Here is a 19,536-nt window from a genome sequence, read left to right on the forward strand (position 1 = left end):
CCCCGCATGCACGTATTAAGCTCAAACGTCTCTATCCATCAATCAAGCTATGACAGAGCACTATGGTGTAGGAATGAGATGCCTCCACATTTTCTTCCTACTACTCCATAATAAGCTCCTCTTTTCTTCCGAAGAAACGATGCTACTCGTGGTCAAGCACCTTGGACATCACCATGCTAGTAGCCACATAACCTAGCTTTTTGTACATCTGCTGAGCAGCGTGATTTTGCCCAAAGACATGGAGAGAAATTTTGCTGATCCCAAGCTCTTGTATTTTCTTCTCCATTTCGCGGAAAGCTTGGGAACCATACCCGTGTCGCTGGTACCGCTCTTCAATAGACACATCATAGACAAAAGCAGTGGACTGCCCTTGCTTCTCCTCTAGCGCAAACCAGAGAATACCCACCTTCTGTTGCTGGGATGCCTCAACAATCGTAAAAAGAAAGTGAGAAGGCGTTGCCCGTCCCTGAGGTAATAGTTCAGTATATTGTTTTCTTGCCCGTTCCAAAGCCGTCTCTTCTGTCCACGCTCCATTCGTGATATTCTCCTGAGCATATTCTGCTATAGCAGGCTCTAGATAGTTCTGAAAATCGACTTCCGTCATTGGCTCTAATATAACCATTGATCGTTTCTCCCTTGTGGCCTTGTAAGGAAGCCACACCTTTCTAGATAAGAAGGCCCTTTTGAGAGAGCCATCGATGTACCCACGCCTCTTGTGCATCCATTCACCGACGAGGGAGAGAAGGAATTTCTTCCTTTCTCCCCTGCTTTCGCAGGGAGGGGGCCTGTTCTCTATCCTTTGGGAATAGGCGCGAAAGTGATGGGCGTGCAACCAAGAACGCCACCAACAGGAGCAACACTCCCTGGAAGCCATAAAGATAACGTTGCGAAAGCACCCCTTGCAGCAGACCCATACCCAGATAGATCAGCAGGGTGATCAGTGAGAAAAAAGTTGCAAACGTGGCATACACCCGCCCCTGGTAACGAAGATCCACGATACGCTGAGCGCTTGTCGTATAGAAGACCCGCGTTTCAATGAAGACGCCAATCAAGAAGTGCCCCATCATCGCCATCCACAGATTCTGTGAGAGTGCAAAGAGCAGCACACACATACCTGTTGCCGCAACCCCAAGTATCATCAAGCGCCTCTCGTCAATCCAATACCTCAGTATCGGCAGCAGGAGACACCCCACAATAGCACCGGCAGCAAATGACGCATGAATGGAACCAAATCCCGCGGCTCCCACTTTCAGGACATCTTTGGCAAAAGCCGCAAGCAGAACATTGAGCATGGCAATCGTCATGGTAAAGGAGAGCAAAACCAGATAAAGGGGAACGATAGTCGGACGCTGCTGGATGTAGGCAACTCCCTCTTGCAGATCAGTGAGCAGTTTCCTCGTCCCTGCAGAATCCTGCGTTCGTGCTTGGGGCATGCTCATGCCTCGACGCATCTTGAGTACACATATGGCCGAAATCAGATAGCTGAGCGCATTCAGCGCCATGACTGCTCCAGGAGAGGAGAGGGCCATGATCACTCCTCCCCTGCTGTGCCAAACGCTGTTCCAAGTTGAAGAAGCATACCAAGTGTCGCGTTGGCGGAGAGCAATTGTTCCTTGGAGAGCAATTCACGCAGCAAGGCCATCATTGCTGGTAAAAAGGCAAGATCGCCAAGGGAGATCAGTGCCTCTGCGAGATAAAGATGCCATGCCTGAAGCCAATGCCCCTCCCAGAGCAAGAGAATGAGCACAGTCACCGCTGCGCGAAATATGTCCATGCTGGTTGCCAGAACCTTACGATCCAGTCGATCAACGAAGATACCGATGAGGGGCGAGAAGAGTATACCCGGAAAAGTAGAAAAAATCAGAAGCAGAGCAATGCTCAAACTGGTTCCCGTCATTTGGAGCACGAGCCAACTAGTAACAATTGCTTGCATCCCGCTGCCAGCCACCGAAATCAGATTCCCTCCAGCATAGAGGACAAACGGTTTCTCGCGAAAGAGGGCGAGGCACTCTTTGAGAGCACTAGACATGTAGTGGTATCCTCCTAGGGACCGAACAGATGATGTTTGCTCCTCCCCAAAGGAGTATCCATCATGGTCACCCTTTTTCAGGAAAACATGGTTCTGTTCCGTGCCAATGTCTTTGTAATGGTCTTGTTGACTCAAGATAATTACAAAGGCTATACTACCTAAGTTGAGTGTAATTGTCAAGTGTATTTGTGGGGGTTACAATTCATGGAAGCAGCGTGTCTAGATTTTTTTTGCAGTGAGCGGCGTGACTATCGCGGTGATGGTCGAGTCATTGAGGATCGGCTGAAACAGCCTGTTTGGCTCGAACAGTTTCTCACGCGCTGGAATTTGCATATAGGAAGCGTGCCTGATCAGCGTGTTCTGGAGGAACTGAGCAAGTTGCGCAGTCAGTTGAGGCGAATAGTGGAACATCTCAATGCTGGGCAACATCTCTCAGACGAGGAGATCGCTCTGCTCAACGACTACCTGCAAGCAATTTCTTTCCGTCACCGACTTTCGCGCCAGGAGAACACATATGTCCTCCAAGAGGACGCGCTGGTCAAGGATTGGCGCTGGGTACAAGCCGAAATTGTGGTCTCATTTGTAGAAGTAGTGAGCCAGTCAGAACCCTCACGCATCAAGATCTGCGAAAACCAACAGTGCAGATGGATCTACTATGATGAGAGCCGGGGCCACAGCCGACGATGGTGCAGTCCTATTTGCGCAAACATCATGCGAGTGCGGCATTTTCGAGAGCGTCAGCGCAATCAAAACAGGCAACAGGATAATATAAGGCAGTAGAATGGCAATGGGGCACCTCATCAGCTTTGTCTCATCAGCGAAAATAGTTGCAGGGTGGCTGAAGAACGTGCTATGGCAAACCAACCCTGCTTCTCATCTCACTTGGGGTGATTGGCTATGCAAGGATTTGGTAGCCAACAGCATCCATAGATCTTCAATGTACTCTTCATGGTCACTGCTTCGTTGCGTTGTAGAGATCTCTACATCGATGCGACGAAAGTCGATGCGAATGCCTCTGTTGATTCACACACCACTCGGTTTGCGGTCGAGGCATGCCAAATCTTCCAAAAACACTTGGAGGAACTTTTTCAAGAAGAAGACGAGCAACAGTATCTTAAAATGATGACATCTCTGCCGAGAAGTCATCCGTTCAGACGGCCAGCCGTCTGGGGAGTACTGCCGCTCCCGCTACTCCTCGCCCCACTTGCAAAGGGTCGGAGCTACTTTTGCGCAAGATGTTGTAGGATCCGTTGAGATCGGCATGGATGAGGCGTCCATCCCCGGCGCGATACCAACTGCGAGCCACACGCTTGCCTGAGAACACCTGCTTCTCAGCCGCGCTCGCCTCATAGGATGGGATGGGATCGCCATCCGGATAACTGGCCTTGCTGGTGTAACTTTCCTCTTGAAGAATGACCCTGATCCCAACCAGCTGCGCCTTGTAGGTCAACTGCTCAAGAAAACGGGCATGGGGAAGCTGCACAAACTGCTGGTTATTCCTGCGCCCCAGGCGCACCTCCTGTTTCCACAAGGGGTTCTTGCCTATTACCAGCGTCCCGATGCCTTCGCTCACCAGCAGATCAATGATCCGACGGCTGGCCGTGTGCAGATACCCATCCACACGGCGATTGCGCTTCGTCGTCACACGATCCAGGTGCCGCGAGGTCCATCGCTTCTCATGCGCGAGGCGTTGCTGTTGCTTGGCACGCTCTTTGTTGTAGCCCTGATTGAGGCTTTTGAGAGGTTTGCCACTCACCAGGCGAGGCACAAAGCCGGGCTTGTCGCTGGTGATGGCAGCGAGTACATTGACGCCCACATCCACGGCGGCTCGAAGCGCTGGGTTGACCGCAGCCGGTTGGATCTCCCGCTCATAGACGACCTCCACCATGTAGCCATCAGCGCGTGCAATGATGCGAACCTGGCGGATAACCTCCCAGGGGAGTTGGGTCGCGATCTCGATGGGCAGTCCCGATGGAACCAGTGTGCCTGTGCGCTTGAAGGCCCTCTTGCCCAGGGCTTTCTTCTCGTAGACGAGCAAGAAGCGGCCCTTGGTTTTGTCGAGATAGCCAGGGATTTTGGGGCGTCCGATGAAGGCGGTGGGGTCTTGGCGGTATGCCTTCATGCCTTCAAAAAAGCCCCTCCAATTGTGGTGAAGCGCAATGAGGATGGCGTTACTGACCTTGCGAGGGAGGGCACAATAGGCGTCATGGTGTTTCAAGCGGTGGAAGATGGCAGGGTAAGGGAGATAGGTTCCCTCATGAAGGAAGGCTTGTCGGACGTGGTAATTAGCCTGGTTATACAGGTTTTTGGAAGCAAAGGCCGCCTGATCGATGAGGGCAAAGCGGGCATCATGCTGGCGAATGAGATGTCGTTCGACCAACTGCATCTGGTGGCCTCCTACCTTTGCAGCACCACATCCTTCAAGTCGATGGGTCACTTGCGTGTCATTTTCTAGAAGAACATGTTTTCCAATACCACTCTACCAGAGATGTCTCCAAGTGTCAACAGCTGACATGTTTTCTTAAAAACGTTTCTCACACCCATCAGAACCGGATCCTTCTTCTCTCGAAGCTGATCCAGAGCCGAAACGTTTCCGGTCACCCTGGACAAAAAAAGCGAGAAATGCTTCTGGCTCAACAAGATGCTCACCAGGATTGGTACGCGAACGGAAGTGAACAACAGCGCGAAGTGTGAGGGCTCTATCAACGTCGCTCCGATCAGCGAATCAGCACCACTGATCCAGATACTCCTCCTAATGCGACATAAATCCCAACATAATTTCCCCGTAGATTCCGCTCAGGTGAGAGTCAAGAGCTAGCGCTTTGGTAGAGGTTGTTTAGCTATGATTTCCATGATATGCTGAGGTGAAGAGCAAAGAAGATATGTTAGGAGCGGCAAATTATGGCCCAGAGAGATAATAGGCATGCCACCAAACAAGAGAGTTTAGAGCACGATCGGCGAAAGGAATTAGCCGATTTTCTACGCACCAGACGTGCTAGGCTTCTTCCTGAAGAGATTGGTTTGCCTAGACGTCCCAAACGACGCACTCCCGGCCTTAGACGCGAAGAGGTTGCCGAATTGATCGACGTGAGTGTGACCTGGTACACCTGGTTGGAACAGGGACGAGATATTCGCCCTTCTGCCAAGGTTGTAGAAAGTCTGGCGCGAGTGCTTCAACTCACGAAAGATGAACAGACACATCTCTTCCAACTAGCAGATCAGCCCCTTCCGTCTTCTTTGGAACGCTCAAAAGTTCGTCCTGCGTTTCAGAATCTGCTTAGCACTCTCGAACCAGCACCTGCACATCTACGTGATGCCCATTGGAATGTATTGGCCTGGAATAGGGCTGAGTCCCTCCTTGATGATTGGGCAAACTATCCTCTGGCTGAACGCAACGTTGTGTGGCACCATTTTGCTCATCCTCGTCTTCGTAGCTTGATGGTCAACTGGGAGGAGGAAGCCCGCACATTGTTAGCACTCTTCCGCATGGAGAGCATACAACACCTCGATGATCCCTGGTTGAAGAGCATGATTGAGCACCTCCAACAAGTGAGCGAAGAGTTTCGCCAATGGTGGTCCTTTCACGAAGTACAGCATCAACGTGAGCGTCCCATTATCTTCTCTCACCCCAAAGCTGGGAAACTTGTATTGCAACCCATCACGATGATTTTCGCCTATGATCAACAACTCTCGTTGCGGGTGCTATTGCCCTTACCCGAAACGGATACAGCGAACAAGCTAACGCAACTCCTGTCCGTACAATCAACGCCAGGAGATCATCAAGCTCAAGAATAGCATTATTCATCATGCAACATGTGTATGGTTTGCTCCTCCCTTCCACGTCCTAGAGTGACAATAACACCTAAAACTGCGATTACCGCACTTACGATAAATGCGACATGCAAACCTCGTAAGAAGACTTGCTGTGCTTGCTGGATTGTATCAGCAGGAAGCCCTGATGTTTGGAGGTGTCGACTCGCTGCCATCCCACCAAATCCTGCAAAGACCGCACTCGCCAAAGACACACTCATACTTTGCCCAACAACACGGCTAGCAGCTAACATTCCTCCCGCAATGCCATACTTTGTGCGTGGTGAGCTTTTTAAGATGGCTCCATTATTCGGAGAGATAAACGCCGCTTGCCCTATTCCCATCAATAGAAGCCGCCACTCAATATCCCAGAGAGAACTATGTGCATCAAGTTGGGAGAGGAAAAGCATTCCAAGGAAGACTATACCCAATCCTCCTGCCGTTAGGGAAGCTGATCCAAAACGATCAGAGAATCGACCAGTCAGAGGAGCAACCACCGCTAGAGTGAGTGGAACTGGTATCAGCAGAAGACCTACCTGCCCGGGAGGAAAAGAACGTAGGTTCTCCAGGTAAAATGGCAACAGCACGTTGACAGAAAAAACTGCTAGATGAAACAACAATAAACTGAGAATGCTAGCGAAGAACGCTCGCTGACGGAAAAGTGAAGCGTCAAGAATAGGAGCTGCTACTCGTCGCTCAACTAACACCAGCCCAATCAAAGCTCCCAGACTCATAGTCAGGGCTGCGATCAACCGAGGGGAAAGCCAACCCCAAGACTCTCCAAATGATAACCCCACAACCAGTGTCCCCAGCATGACAGCCAACAAGAGGGCACCTCCTTGATCACTCTTCTGCGGCTTTGTTGTTTTCGCTGTTCCCTGGAGACGATAAGCAAGTAACACTGCCATACACACAAGAGGAAGGTTTATCAAAAAAATCCAACGCCAGTTTAGAAACTGCGTAAGTAGGCCACCAAGCAAGGGGCCCGTACTAGAGCCAAGCGCAACTGTTACAGCATTTACCCCCGCAGCTTTCCCTCGCTCATGGGCTGGAAAGGCATCTGAGAGGATAGCTGGTGCGATCGAAAAAATAAAAGCAGCTCCCGCCCCTTGTAGTCCCCTGGCCACTATTAACACCAAAAGCGTAGGAGCAAATCCGCATGAGATCGAGCCAAACGTAAAAACAGTTAATCCAGTGATCCACAGACGTTTACGCCCCATGCGATCAGAAAGCCAGCCTGCCGGCAAAAGCAGGCTGGCAATGATAGTTAAGTACGCAATGACTACCCACTCAATAGGGCCACCCAAAGACGTATTATAGGTTTTTGCGATCGCGGGTAGACTGACATTGACAATCGACGTGTCAAGATTGGCCATAAAGATCGCTGGCGCGATCACAACAAACGCCTCCCATTTGCTGTGCTGTTTTGGCGCTGGGAGATCAACAGACCAGGAAGCTTCTTCCATCTTCAGATTCATCACATTCCTTTCTTTCACTCTCATACGAAGTTTCACAGGCCAATCATGCCATGGGAGCACAGAGGCAACAAGGAAGGGTTTGATACTAGAAGGAATCAGTACCTGGTTAGCAAAGAAATAGAAAGAGAAGGCTTGTGCTAGAATAGTTGCGGATTATCCTGGTAGTGGCTGATACTAGAATATATCGCTATCTTGTTGCAAACAGAGTCAGTCTGTATCTTTTTCACAGGGCGGATTATTCACACCTGCTTTACCTTAACCAGAGAAGTTGCGCTCTGACTGACAGAAGCAAAAGGAAGAATACAGTTATGTACTATATTGCTGAGATAAATATTGGTCGTATTCGAGCTCCTTATGACAATCCTATCATGGCTGGATATGTGAACCGAAGAAGGGAAATAGATGCTCTTGCTCGACGAAGCCCCGGCTTCATCTGGAGGAGAACTGGTCCTGGTAGCAATGCGAAAGAGACTGATCTTTATGAGGACCAGACAATTATCGCTAATGTCTCGGTTTGGGCTACAATAGAGAATTATGCCAACTTTGTGTACAAGACTGGACACCAAGAGGTTATTAATCGGGGTCATGAGTGGTTTGTGCCTCTTGATGGCCCTAATTATGCTATGTGGTGGGTTCCTCAGGGACATCTGCCATCAGCAGAAGAGGCACGGGAACGCCTGGAATATCTACGAACCTCTGGTGAGACTCCATATGCATTCACCTTCGAGCGTTTGTTTCCCTCCCCAGATGAAAGAATTTCCTCCACAAGCGAGGCGCATAAGCAAGAACCTTCCTCTATTACTGATCACTGCATAAAAAGCTAAAGTTGAGTTGAGGAGAGATGTGTAGACTGGAGGTATGAGCAAGCATCAAGCCTCACACAAAAAAGACTGGCGCGAATGGCGCAGGCAACAAGCCTAGGAACTACACATCCAAGGATGGAAACAAAGAGATATTGCCCAAGGGATTGTCAAGTTAATGTTTGAAGTAGCGAGAAGTAGCGAGAAAACGCTTGCTGAGAGAACAAGAGGAGGAGGGAACTGGAGAAAAGGCCCATTATAGCTGATTTTTCGATGGTAACCTCCTTCCAGATCTCAAATCGTTCCTGTAGAAGCGCACGATACTCTGAGGCGTTGAGATGATGCCTTCGGGGTCGGAAAATGATCGGAAATGGGGCCAAAGGCCGAGAGGAAGCGCTGAGCGTGACCAGGAGATGTGAAACGTCGCATGGTTCGTTCTCGTTGTCTGGTGGGCTGATGCGAATTCTCAGCTCGATTGTTGAGGCCTTTGTGTTGTCGATGCTCGACGCTGGGCAGGATTTCCTTCTTAGCTGCAACAGAGATGGCCAGCTTGTCAGTGATGATGACGCGAGGCGCGTACTTGAGTCCCTTTAACTTGCGAAAGAACCCCTTGGCAGCTTGTGTGTTGCGTCGACTCTGTACCAACATGTGGAAAGCGATACCCTTTGTAGGGTGAAGATGAGACGCTCTTTTTCATGAGGGTATTCTCTCATGCTCTTCGGCTTTTGTGTGTCGCTTCATCAACTTGACAATACCCTTTGGGGTGGTCGCTTGAATCGAACCAGGAGGAAACTCCATGAGTATTTTGATTTCCTCATAATTCTTGCAACACAACCCTCTCCTCATTCTCTTCTCTCCGTCCTCTCTCGTATCCACAGTCGCCTATTGATCCACAACGGCTCGATGCCTGCCCTTGTGGGACCCCTCTGACTTGCATCAAAGGACATCGCACCAGGGAGCATTGTTCTGCTCGGTGTCGCCAGCGGGCGTACCGCCAGCGACAAGTGGTGAAACGCTGGGAACAATGGAGATCGATCGCGTTCTTGTGATCAGAAGCGGCTCAGCACAAAAACGCGCACACCCAGAGCTGGAATGCGCCACGCATGTTTGCACTGAGATGAACAGGCAATTTGTGCCAGCTCTTGGCTGTACTCTTGATCATTGTTGAAAGTTCTCTTCGAGGTCTGGTTCACCTGAAAGAGATGCAGTCTGTTCTGCCGCTGCCTTTTGCGTGAAGATCGGACGCACAAAGAAACGAACCACCTAGACGAGATGGGTTTCACAGTCAGGTCGCTGCGGGGTCAGCTGAGGTGCAAGCATTCTGCTTCTAAGGCGAATTCACGGAACCTTGCCCATTGAAGGCATCCATTTCTGGAAGCGGTCACAAGGGACCCTTCCTCAACCTGACCGGGAAGCCAAACGATGTCGCAGTACACGTACGAGCAAGTCAAGGCCCTCACCGGGTGCAGCAAGGTTTTTTGCACGCAGATGCACAAGTATGTTGGGCTATCCATTGGTATTGTCAACTTATCGAATAACTGGAAGAATGTTTCTAAAAAGAAAAGAAATAGGAAGAAAAGGGGCAAAGATGGGAGGAGGCTGATGTGGTGCTAGGCGGCCATGTCCCTTCCACTCACTTCGTTCCACGCCTGGAATCTCCCCTGATGAGGGCCCGATACTCCCTGGCTCTGAAACGATGTCGTTTCGGCCGAAAATGATCCAGGATTGGGCCGGCTGTGGAAAAAGTAGAGTAGACGGCGAGCGAGGTGCATAGAGCGTGTCCAGAATGGCTGTTCAAGCGGCTCGACGCCTTTGGGCGGTCTCTCTGGCGCTTTCAGTCGTTTCGGCAAGTCTTCGGACCATGAGACGAATCATCACAAGATGCACCATACTTTCGCTACTTCTTGTTAAATATTCGTAATCCTTACTTATGCGGCGAGAACGTCCTATCCATGCAAATGTTCGTTCCACGATCCAACGCCTCGGCAGGACTCCCCGAAATTTCTGGGGTTCCGGTTTGATGCGTTCATACGTGAACCACACCGTGCTGATGTCTGAGAGGTCCCCATGCGGCACCCATTCTCCACGAGCTGGCCAACTCTGGCGAACGATCTCCACTTTCCACCCTACCTGTTCCTTGATCCATTCCCGTCCTTTGCCAGTATACCCCTGATCCACCCACACTTTTCTCATGCGGGGGAACAGCCCTTCGAGGGGTTCTAAAAGCAACGGGACACCTTGCCGATCTTGGATATTCGCCTCATGGACGATCACTTTCACGACGAGTCCGGTCGTATCGACGAGCACATGCCTTTTCCTGCCAGAGGGCTTCTTGCCGCCATCGTCGCCGTGTGGTCCTCCTCGGTCGGTCGTCTTTACTGATTGACTATCGATGCTGCCGGCAGAAGGGGTCGCTTCGCGTCCAGCTTGGATGCGGCACCGCTCTCGCAAGTGAGCCATGATCTGTTCCTACATCCCCTCATTGCGAAAGCGAGCAAAATACGCATACACCGTTGATTTGGGCAGAGAGTCACGCGGGATCATGCGCCAAGCGCAATCAGCTCGCAGGACGTAAAAGATCCCATTGAGGATCGCCCGCATATCGACGTCACATGGTCTTCCACCAGGCCTCTCAGGTGGGATGAGTGGTTCGAGAATGGCCCACTCCGCATCGGTGAGATCAGAAGGATACCGTTCCATTGGTGACCCAACCGTTCCTGGATAGACGCCCAGTAGTTTTTCAAACAGGCTCTCGCTATGGTTGGCCACACCCAGAACAGGCGACAACTGATGGTCATGCTTCCTCTCCACGAGCCGTACGTGAGGTACTTGGGGTGGTATCCAGCATCGAACCAATACATACCTCAACAATCGTTTGGAGCAAGACCATCGAGGAAGAAAACAATGCTACTATCCAATGCGTGGATTTGGGAATTTCGCCACAGCGGCACGTTTTTGTCGTGCTTTTGATGAATGACGCAACTCTTTTCGCCCACGCTCTCTCATGAGAGAAACCCTGTCTCTTCCAGAGCAACGATAGTTGTTTTGCGAAAAACTTGCAGTCCTGCGGCTCCTTCTACTGATGGCTTCCTAACCCAATGGATGATGAGTTGAAAGACTGCCACCTCTTTCTGTGAGCTTTTATGCACTCAGTTCTGACAGAACCATTTCCTGGGCGATGTGGATCGTATTCAGAAAGTGGTGCGAGTCGGAATAGCTCTGGCAACGACCGAGGCATTTACGCAGCATGTAGGAGTTGCAGATGGCCCTTCAGATCTGTTTGCACAGATCTTTGGGAGAGAACTGGGGCATACCCGTCTGGTCTCTGGGGTCTATAGCTTGCTCGTTCGAACCCCAGTCCTCCTGGAGGAAATCTTTGAAGTTGTTGTGTAGGATCACGATGAATGTAACGCCGTGAACGTGCTTGTTTCCTCATTCTCCTGTTTCCTGAACCAGTTAGAGTCAGAGGATAGGAGCAAGCTTACTCCGCTGAAGCGCTCTCAATTGCTCCCAACATCCGCAGCGTGGTCTTCTGTGCCTCCGTCAAGCCTCGAACTCCTCCAATATTCAGCCGCTCGTAGGGACGGTCGCGACGCAGCACATGGAGGGACTCGCCACACTGTAGGTCCCAACGCATGATGCTTCCATCATCTCCGCAGCTCGTCAGCCAGCGTCCATCCGGACTCACTTTGAGCGACTGTATCATCCCTTGATGAGCCTGACGCACGCGCACACACGTGCCCCTGGAGACATCCCACCAGCGCAGCATCCCGTCACTTCCCCCACTGATCAGTAACGTTCCACTCGAACTCCACGTCACCGCAGAGACCACCCCCGAATGCCCCTTTAAGAATCGTATTGGCTCACCTGTTCGAATATCCCATACCACAAGCTCTCCGCTATCTCTACTCCCACAGCCAGAGGCTAACTGTGTGCCATCCGGACTCCAGGCCACGCTCATGACCGCCCCATGATGCCTCTGCAACTGCAGGATCTGGGACCCATCGGCTGTGTTCCACAGATACACATTCCCATCTTCATCTCCTCCGGCGAGTCGCACGCTATCCGGACTCCAGGCTACGCGTCTGACCCAGGTTGCCTGTGCACGCCCCATCCAACGTTGTGTGCGCGTTGTCCCATCCCATACCAGCACTCCCCGGAGAAAGGTTCCACTCGCTAGTTGACGCCCATCGGGGCTCCAGGCCACACCGGAGAATAGTGTGTCAGGGTGATCGATGTCGCGTAAGAGATAAACGCACATCCTCGTGCTCGGGTCCCATAATCGGATGGTATTGTCCCATCCACTACTAGCCAGCAACCCCCCATCGGGACTCCACCCAACTCCGTAGACTGTCCAACGATGCCCTCGCAATACGCGTGGCATCTCACTGCTCATATCCCAAATGGTCACCAGGGTATCAGAGCCTACACTAGCAAGTTGGGTGCCATCGGGGCTCCAGTCAATATCATACAGAGTGGCTGCGTAGCCCTGTATGATACGAATGCATTGCCCACTGGCAACCTCCCAGAGACGCAGGGTCCCATCTTCACTGCCGCTAAGCAGGTGGCGGCTGTCGGGGTGAATGCCAGGCTATTCACCACAGCGGTATGCCCCCGCAGCACCATCCGAGCGCTTCCCTCCTTAGCATCCCATAGCCAGATCATATGATCAAATCCACCACTGGCTAGCGTCTGCCCATCGGGACTCCAGGCCAATGATTGCACCCGCTCCGCGTGCCCCACAAGTGTCTGGCGCACACATTGGCTTTTCACCTCCCAGAGCTTGACGGTACCATCCCAACTTCCGCTGGCTAAGGTGCTGCCGTTGGGGGCAAAGGCAAGTCCCCGCACCCAATTGGAATGCCCTGAGCGCGCACGCTGGCAGGTCGTTACTTGTGGTGTTCGCATCTCCCACCAGTGAAGTGTTCCCTCAAAGTCGCCGCTGACCAGGAGTGTCCCATTCGGGCTCCAAGCGAGAGAGAAGATTGGTCCAGGGTGCGGCAAATCTTGCAGGTGGATACCTTGCCGAACATCCCAGATCCGGACCGTTGCATCATGTCCTCCGCTGGCGAGCATCCCTCCATGGGGAGCAAAGGCCAAACAATTGGTCCCCTTAGTATGCCAAACCGACCAGAGAGGAGCCCCACTTGCTACGTCCCAAAGCGTAATACTGCCATCAAAGCTCCCGCTAGCCAGCAGATGCGCATCCGGACTGAAGGCAAGAGCATATGTATTGGCGGTATGTGCCTGCCTGACGAGATGTAAGATCTGGCCACCTCCACGCCATACTCTCACTTCCCCCCGCTTGCTACCTGCTGCCCAGTACTGCCCGTTAGAACTTGTGGCAACCGCTAAGGTCGCGTCAAAAGCTTCGGTAAAGACGCTGTCTTGGATCAACGCTCCAGACAAGGTCGTATCTTGCATCTCGACACTCTGCAAATACACCCCCCGAATGGCAAACCCTGAAAGATCAAGTCCGCGTAGGTGTCCGCGTAGCCCTCGCAAGAGCGTGATGAGGTTGGCTGGCCCATATCCCTGCCCCTCCTGTTCTAGCGTACGCAATTGGCTGAGCAACTGCACTAATAATTCCTTAACTGCTTCTGTCTCTTGATAGATGACCTGGAGGCGCACAAGGATTGGAGAGACAATCAGCCGCTCTTGCGCCTGCCGCACATATTCCTTGGCCCTTGCCTGCGCAAGTGCATACCTGATCAGATGCTCCCACCGCGCTTGCTGGATCTGCTCACTCACCTGCTCTACCAGCACCTCCGTCACATATTCCAGGATCACCGATTGTAAGGTAAACGTCGCCTGCTGCTTGCTCCGCTCGACCAGTGAGCGGCGTTGTAACGCTTCCAGCGCCTCATGCACCGCTTCTCCTGCAACTGGGGGACTAACATCCTCTGGAGTTCAGTAACATGCAAAGGTTCGCGTCCAATTGCCAACCAGATCAATAGCGCTTGTTCCAGGGCCGAGAGACGGCTATATTGTTCTGCAAGCACGTCGCGAATAGTGCTAAAGATGACCGTATCCTGCGCTAAGAAGGTGCTGATCTCGCCCCCGAAGAGCTCGACGATAGTCTCCGCAACAATTTTCAAGGCCAGTGGGTTTCCCGCATAGAGCCGGACGAGATGAGCTCGGTCTTGACCGGTACCAACAAGGCCCTTTTCCTCGAAGAGGTTTTCGCAAGCGTTCAACTCCAGCCCTCCGAGGCACAACGCATGCACGCCAACCTGACGACGCTCCAATTGCTCGAGTTCAGCCGGGGCCTCCCGGCTCGTGATGAGCAGACAGCTCTGGTGTGGCGCTTCAGCCGCCCGACGAAGCAGTGTCGCGTAGTCTTCGTAGCCCGGACGATAGCGGCCCTCTGGATCATGCTCTTGCAGCAATGTTTCCAGGTTGTCCAGCACGAGCAAACAGCGTCGCGTCTGGAAGCACTCCAGCAGCAAGTCGATACATCGATCACTCGTGGAGGGCAGGGCGGGTAGTGGTTGAGGCGAAAGGGCCTGCAGACAGTCGGTGAGGAGATCCTGGCAGGGAAGAGCATTCCGTATCGAGCGAAAGACCACCATCTGGAAGGTGGGAGCCACCTGACGCATCAGGGAGACCGAGAGTGCTGATTTGCCGATACCTCCCATGCCCAGCACGCACACCACCCGGCAATGCTCCTGAAGTACCCACCGCTCAAGCTGCAAGCGCTCGGCCCGGCGCCCATAAAAATCAGGCACATCGAAGGCATCTCCCCAATCGAAGCGCGACGAGGGATGTGGAGGCTTCTGGGAGGACCTCCACTCTTCGGTCCGTGGAACCGGTTTGCGCGCCGCAAGAGCAGAGGGCGCTGATGCTACTGCGAGCTGTGCCCGAATCCAGAAGGCAGCAAAGTCCTCCTGCTGCCTTGCAGTCAGCCAGAGCCGCTCCGCCTCCTCGCGCTCTTGTCCAAGCGTAAATGCATGGCGCTGAAGAGCAAGGACAATCAACTGGGTGAGGTGCTCTCGTGTGGGTGAGTGTTTGCTTTGCTCCCACCGCTGAATAGTCTGCTCGCTTATCTCAAGAAATCTCCCTAGTTCTCGTTGAGTCAGGTTCATGCGCTTGCGCAGCGTCTCGCAGAAGCGCCCAAAGGCGTTCTCACCTGTATGTTGGTTGGAATGTGAATGTTTCATCTTCCCTCCTTGCTTCGCGCAGAGGCACGAAGGCCGGTTTCTGGGAAATGCAAGTCATTCTGAGCAAGAGCAGCCTCTGTACGGAAGGGGGGTGATAAGCGAGAAAGTGGCTTACCAATGCTCGGAATACGATGTACATTAGGAATCATATAACAAGAAATAAAGCACTTTTCTATGATGAATAATCATCAGCCCCTCCCAATACTCGTATTGCGGTTTTCTGTGCCTCGGTCATTCCTCTGATGCCTGTGATATTGAGTCGCTCATAAGGGCGATCTTGCCGCAATGTTCGTACCACTTCGCCTGTCTCCAGATTCCATAACCGAATGGCGCTGTCGTCGCCACAGCTGGCCAGCAGGTGTCCATCCGGACTCACCCTCAATGCCTGCACTGTTCCTTCATGCCCCTCCCAGATTGCCAGGCATTTTCCCGATGCTACCTCCCACCACCGTAGCTTCCCATAGCAATCTCCACTTATCACGGCCTCACCACTCGGACTCCACGTCACCGCAGATATTCCTCCACTGGATGTGCCCAAGACGCGTACGACCTTTCCACTCGCGACCTCCCAGACCACGACTTCCCCATCTTCGCTTCCTCCTCCACTAGCCAATTGGCTCCCATCTGGATTCCACGCAACGCTCGCGGCCCTGCCATGGTGCCCCTGAAGCTTCTTGAGCAACGACCCATTGGAGGGCTTCCAAAGGCAAATGCCGCCATCGTCACCACAGCTAGCCAATTGGCTCCCATCTGGACTCCATGCCACACCACGGAGCTTGGTTGGAGATGGGAACCCGATCCAGCGGCGCTTGTGCATCTGCATATCCCATACTTGCACCCCGCGCATATAGCTTCCACTGGCCAAAAGCTGCCCATCTGGCTCCCACGCTATGCCCTGGAAGATCGTGTCAACGGAGTCAGGGTCCCGAAGCAGGTGGAGACAGGAACCTGTCTCCGGGTTCCACAACCGGATAGAATTGTCCCACCCACTACTAGCGAGGAGTCTTCCATCCGGGCTCCAAGCCACTCCATGGACGATCCAGTGATGTCCTCGTAAGACTCTAGGCACTGTTCCGCCGCCCACATCCCAGATTGTGACGCTTGTGTTGGTACTGGCACCTGCCAACTGTGTACCAGTAGGATTCCACGCAACGTCGAAGAGGGAGCCAACGTACCCACTCATGAGGCGCATACATCGCCCATCTACTACATTCCATACACGCAACGTTCCATCTTCACTGCTACTGAGCAGGCTGCTGCTGTCGGGGGTAAAGGCAAGCGCAAGCACACCAGCACTATGTCCATGGAGTACCACTCGATACCGACCTTGTTCAACATCCCAGAGCCAGATCGCTGTATCGAGGCCGGCACTGGCTACAAGGCGCCCATCGGGGCTCCAGACTACACAATGTAATCGACGCGTACTTCCTGTGAGTGTCTGAAGCACACATCCACTAGCTACATCCCACAGCTTGACGGTGCGGTCCCAGCTCGCGCTAGCCAGGTGCCTCCCATCAGGTGCGAAGGCCAGACCCATTACCCAATTAGTATGTCCTGTGAGGATCTCTGCACGCGTCACTGGCTGCGCTCCCTGTCCTCCCTGCACCTGCCACAGCGAAATATTTCCATTAACGCAACTACTGCCCAGCAGGCGGCTAGTGGGACTCCAGCTCACGGCATGTACAGCTTTGCCCTGACCAGAGAGCGTTTGCATATGTCGGCCGGACGACACATCCCAGAGTTGGATTGTTCCATCGTCTCCCCCACTCGCAAGCAGGCAACCATCGGCGTCAAAGGCGACGCAGTTAACGCTATTCGTGTGCCACCCCATCCAGAGCAACGCTCCCTGCTCCAGATCCCACAACTTGATGGTACCATCCCAACTTCCGGTTGCCAGAATCTGCTCGTCTGGGCTGAATGCAAGGGTATAAATCGTGTCGGTATGTGCTCGCCAGATCAGGTGAAGGATTCTCCCTTCCTCCTTCCACACATGCACCTCCCCACTCCTGCTGCCTGCTGCCCAGAATGTTCCCTTGCTACTGACAGCCACTGCCCACATAGCGTCGAGTGCTTCCGTAAAGACGACATCACGGACGACCGACTCAGCAAGCGACGCGTCTTGCATCTCGCAGTCTTGCAGATAGGCACCTCGAAGGGAGAGGTGCGAGAGATCGAGCCCACGTAGGTGCCCCCGCTGCAAACGCAGTAGCGCGATCACATTCGTAGGTCCGTATCCTTGGGCAGCATAGTCACATGCTCGAAATTGATTGAGCAACAAAAGCAAGCGCTCTTCGACTTCAGCCTGCCCACGGTACACGCTTTGCAGACGCTCCAACAGCGGTGCCACCAACAATCGTTCCTGCGTATGTCGTACATATTCCTTCGCATGCGCCTGTTCAAATCCATAGTGGATGAGGCAATCGTGTTTGCCCTGCTGAATCTCATTTATTACCTCCATAATCAGCACAGAGGTTATGTATTCCAGTACGACAGATTGCAACGTAAAGCTGCCTCGACGTTGTCCCGGCTCAATCAGAGAGCGGCGGCGCAAACCATCAGCGGCTTCCAGCACCTGGACACGCGGTAGTGGAACGGTCAACATCGCCAGTGCCTCCTCAATGGTCACTGGCTCACGAGCAATTGCCAGCCAGCGCAGTAGGGTTTGCTCAAGAACCGAGAGCCGGGCGAATTGTTCATCGAGTAGGTTGGCAATGGTACCAAAGATTATCGTGCCTCCTGCGAGGAACGGGCCAATCGCACCGCCGAAAAGGTCGGTGACGATCTCGGCGACAATTTTTAAGGCCAAAGGGTTACCTCCATATACCTCGATGAGGTGCGTCTGCTCTTGCGGAGTCCCCTCCACCCCTTTCTCTGTCAGTACCCGTTCACATGCCGCGAGATCTAAGCCAGAAAGGCGTAGTGAGCGTACTGGAGCGTGTTTGCCCTCTAGTGGCCTTAGTTCTGCTGGTTTCTCCCGAGAAGTGAGTAACAGGCACCCCTGGTGCTCTGTTTCCGCGACCCGGCGTAGCAGCCTCCCGTAGTCTTCAAAGCCAGAACGGAAAAGTCCCTTGGTCTCTCTTTCTTGCAAAATGGCCTCTAGATTGTCCAGGATCATGAGCACACGCCCCTTTCGTAAGTGCTCAATCAAGAGGGCGATACGTTGTTCAAGGCTGTCTGGTACTGTCCTCAGACGTTGTGATGAGAGTACTTGCAAGCAGTCATCAAGCAGTGCTTCGCACGAGGGAGCATCGCGTAACGAACGAAAGAGCGCCACGTCAAAATGCTCGGCAGTATGTTGCGTGAAGTTGATGGCCAGCGCCGACTTACCAATGCCTCCCATGCCTAGCAAACTCACGACACGACAACGTTCTTGCACAATCCATTGTGTCAGGAAGGCCAGTTCCTGCTCGCGCCCGTAGAAGGCGGGGATCGCAAAGGCTTCACCCCAATCCACTCGCGGTCCAGCAGGGGTGCTTTCCTCATCGGCGCTGATCGGGGTAATCGGGGTAGGGATTTTGTGATGATGCGACAGATGTTGCGGACCAAGCAACAGGGACAGCCATTGCTCATCAAGCAGCACCTTCTGGTGTGCTGCTTTCCAGAAGGTGCGAATCTCCTCGGCTTCCTGATCAGCAGGAAAGGCCCGCTGTTGTACCCCAAGCTCAATGAAACGTTTGAGGTGCTCAGCTTTCGGATAACTACTGCCCGCTTCCCATTCTGCCACTGCACGTCGAGAGACCCCGAGGACTTCAGCAAGTCCCGCCTGGGTGAAACCGGTGGTTGTCCGGAGCGTGAGCATCATTTGGCCAAACGCATAGTCTCGCTCACGGTAGAAGGTTTTTGCCATCGGCGCTCACCTTTCTACATGATTCATTGGAGCAGCACAATGTGAAGTAATGTGAAGTAACATGCCATCTAATGAGCGGTGACTTCATAGCGAACCATCGGTAAGCTTATTGTGATATGTGGACCTTCCAACAGGCCAACACCTATCTGGGATTGTAGGGAACAATAACAGGAGAACCTCTACAATCTCTGCTTCTTTCTTCTCTTTTTATCATAGCAGATTGCCTAGCGAACAATGAGGATTGACAGAAAGCACGCCCACTTTCATAATGCTCTGCCTGAGAAGTCAAAAAAAGCTCTTTGGCTCCACATTTTCCTGCTCTTCTGGATGATCCCTCAATATCCGTCACCAGCCGTCATCGCTCTTTGTGTTCTTGGGGCTAGCGATAGCATCCTTTGTCGAGCTTTTCTGA

12 protein-coding genes and 6 pseudogenes are annotated in these 19,536 nt (G+C 52.8%); 5 read left to right on the forward strand and 13 right to left on the reverse strand.

Annotated features, from left to right (window positions below; all coding sequences use genetic code 11):
- Positions 1 to 142: 142 nt before the first annotated feature.
- The 3 genes from K3T82_RS42075 to K3T82_RS49495 all read right to left on the reverse strand — a co-directional run bounded on the left by K3T82_RS42075 (position 143) and on the right by K3T82_RS49495 (position 2,029).
- Positions 143 to 622, reverse strand: a complete 480-nt coding sequence (locus K3T82_RS42075) for a GNAT family N-acetyltransferase (RefSeq protein ID WP_220199454.1) — start codon at positions 620 to 622, stop codon at positions 143 to 145.
- Positions 623 to 725: 103 nt separating this feature from the next.
- Positions 726 to 1,529, reverse strand: a complete 804-nt coding sequence (locus K3T82_RS49490; RefSeq protein ID WP_220199455.1) for an MFS transporter — start codon at positions 1,527 to 1,529, stop codon at positions 726 to 728.
- A gap of 2 nt (positions 1,530 to 1,531) precedes the next feature.
- Positions 1,532 to 2,029 carry an MFS transporter gene (locus K3T82_RS49495; RefSeq protein WP_220199456.1) on the reverse strand — a complete coding sequence of 166 codons (498 nt, stop codon included), beginning with the start codon at positions 2,027 to 2,029 and terminating at the stop codon, positions 1,532 to 1,534.
- 204 nt (positions 2,030 to 2,233) lie between these two features.
- On the opposite strand from K3T82_RS49495, the gene K3T82_RS42090 reads away from it, so the two are divergent.
- Positions 2,234 to 2,809, forward strand: a complete 576-nt coding sequence (locus tag K3T82_RS42090; protein WP_220199457.1) for a CGNR zinc finger domain-containing protein — start codon at positions 2,234 to 2,236, stop codon at positions 2,807 to 2,809.
- A 370-nt stretch (positions 2,810 to 3,179) separates the two neighbouring features.
- Here the strand turns inward: K3T82_RS42090 and K3T82_RS42095 are convergent, their stop codons facing one another.
- Complete coding sequence (locus K3T82_RS42095) at positions 3,180 to 4,415, reverse strand: RNA-guided endonuclease InsQ/TnpB family protein (protein ID WP_220199422.1); 1,236 nt, start codon at positions 4,413 to 4,415, stop codon at positions 3,180 to 3,182.
- A 515-nt stretch (positions 4,416 to 4,930) separates the two neighbouring features.
- Between K3T82_RS42095 and K3T82_RS42100 the strand changes: the two genes are divergently transcribed.
- A complete protein-coding gene (locus tag K3T82_RS42100) occupies positions 4,931 to 5,824 on the forward strand; it encodes a helix-turn-helix transcriptional regulator (protein WP_220199458.1) in 894 nt (297 codons plus the stop codon).
- Between the two features lie 2 nt (positions 5,825 to 5,826).
- Here K3T82_RS42100 and K3T82_RS42105 read toward each other — a convergent pair whose 3' ends face one another.
- A complete protein-coding gene (locus tag K3T82_RS42105) occupies positions 5,827 to 7,317 on the reverse strand; it encodes an MFS transporter (protein ID WP_220199459.1) in 1,491 nt (496 codons plus the stop codon).
- Positions 7,318 to 7,625: 308 nt separating this feature from the next.
- On the opposite strand from K3T82_RS42105, the gene K3T82_RS42110 reads away from it, so the two are divergent.
- Entirely contained in the window at positions 7,626 to 8,141 is a 516-nt protein-coding gene (locus K3T82_RS42110) for a DUF3291 domain-containing protein (protein WP_220199460.1), read from the forward strand.
- A gap of 236 nt (positions 8,142 to 8,377) precedes the next feature.
- Here K3T82_RS42110 and K3T82_RS42115 read toward each other — a convergent pair.
- The 3 pseudogenes from K3T82_RS42115 to K3T82_RS42120 form a co-directional block, all read right to left on the reverse strand.
- Positions 8,378 to 8,765 (reverse strand): annotated as a pseudogene (locus K3T82_RS42115) (DDE-type integrase/transposase/recombinase); the annotation flags it as partial.
- 962 nt (positions 8,766 to 9,727) lie between these two features.
- Positions 9,728 to 9,858, reverse strand: a pseudogene (locus K3T82_RS48650) (IS6 family transposase); the annotation flags it as partial.
- A gap of 53 nt (positions 9,859 to 9,911) precedes the next feature.
- Positions 9,912 to 10,817: pseudogene (locus K3T82_RS42120) on the reverse strand (IS5 family transposase).
- A gap of 36 nt (positions 10,818 to 10,853) precedes the next feature.
- On the opposite strand from K3T82_RS42120, the pseudogene K3T82_RS42125 reads away from it, so the two are divergent.
- Both K3T82_RS42125 and K3T82_RS42130 read left to right on the forward strand, forming a co-directional pair.
- Positions 10,854 to 11,157, forward strand: a pseudogene (locus K3T82_RS42125) (DDE-type integrase/transposase/recombinase); the annotation flags it as partial.
- 140 nt (positions 11,158 to 11,297) lie between these two features.
- Positions 11,298 to 11,510 carry a RidA family protein gene (locus tag K3T82_RS42130; protein ID WP_220199461.1) on the forward strand — a complete coding sequence of 71 codons (213 nt, stop codon included), beginning with the start codon at positions 11,298 to 11,300 and terminating at the stop codon, positions 11,508 to 11,510.
- Positions 11,511 to 11,598: 88 nt separating this feature from the next.
- Here K3T82_RS42130 and K3T82_RS42135 read toward each other — a convergent pair whose 3' ends face one another.
- The 5 genes and pseudogenes from K3T82_RS42135 to K3T82_RS42150 form a co-directional block, all read right to left on the reverse strand.
- Complete coding sequence (locus K3T82_RS42135) at positions 11,599 to 12,513, reverse strand: WD40 repeat domain-containing protein (protein WP_220199462.1); 915 nt, start codon at positions 12,511 to 12,513, stop codon at positions 11,599 to 11,601.
- Between the two features lie 54 nt (positions 12,514 to 12,567).
- A pseudogene (locus tag K3T82_RS49725) lies at positions 12,568 to 12,702 on the reverse strand (WD40 repeat domain-containing protein); the annotation flags it as partial.
- Positions 12,703 to 12,815: 113 nt separating this feature from the next.
- Positions 12,816 to 13,541 (reverse strand): annotated as a pseudogene (locus K3T82_RS49730) (WD40 repeat domain-containing protein); the annotation flags it as partial.
- Between the two features lie 362 nt (positions 13,542 to 13,903).
- Positions 13,904 to 15,277, reverse strand: a complete 1,374-nt coding sequence (locus K3T82_RS42145) for an NACHT domain-containing protein (RefSeq protein WP_220199464.1) — start codon at positions 15,275 to 15,277, stop codon at positions 13,904 to 13,906.
- Between the two features lie 172 nt (positions 15,278 to 15,449).
- Positions 15,450 to 19,124, reverse strand: coding sequence for a WD40 domain-containing protein (locus K3T82_RS42150; protein ID WP_220199465.1), 3,675 nt, complete (start codon positions 19,122 to 19,124; stop codon positions 15,450 to 15,452).
- Between the last annotated feature and the right edge of the window lie 412 nt (positions 19,125 to 19,536).

It is taken from the genome of Ktedonospora formicarum, assembly GCF_016587355.1.
Taxonomy (GTDB): Bacteria; Chloroflexota; Ktedonobacteria; order Ktedonobacterales; family Ktedonobacteraceae; genus Ktedonobacter; species Ktedonobacter formicarum.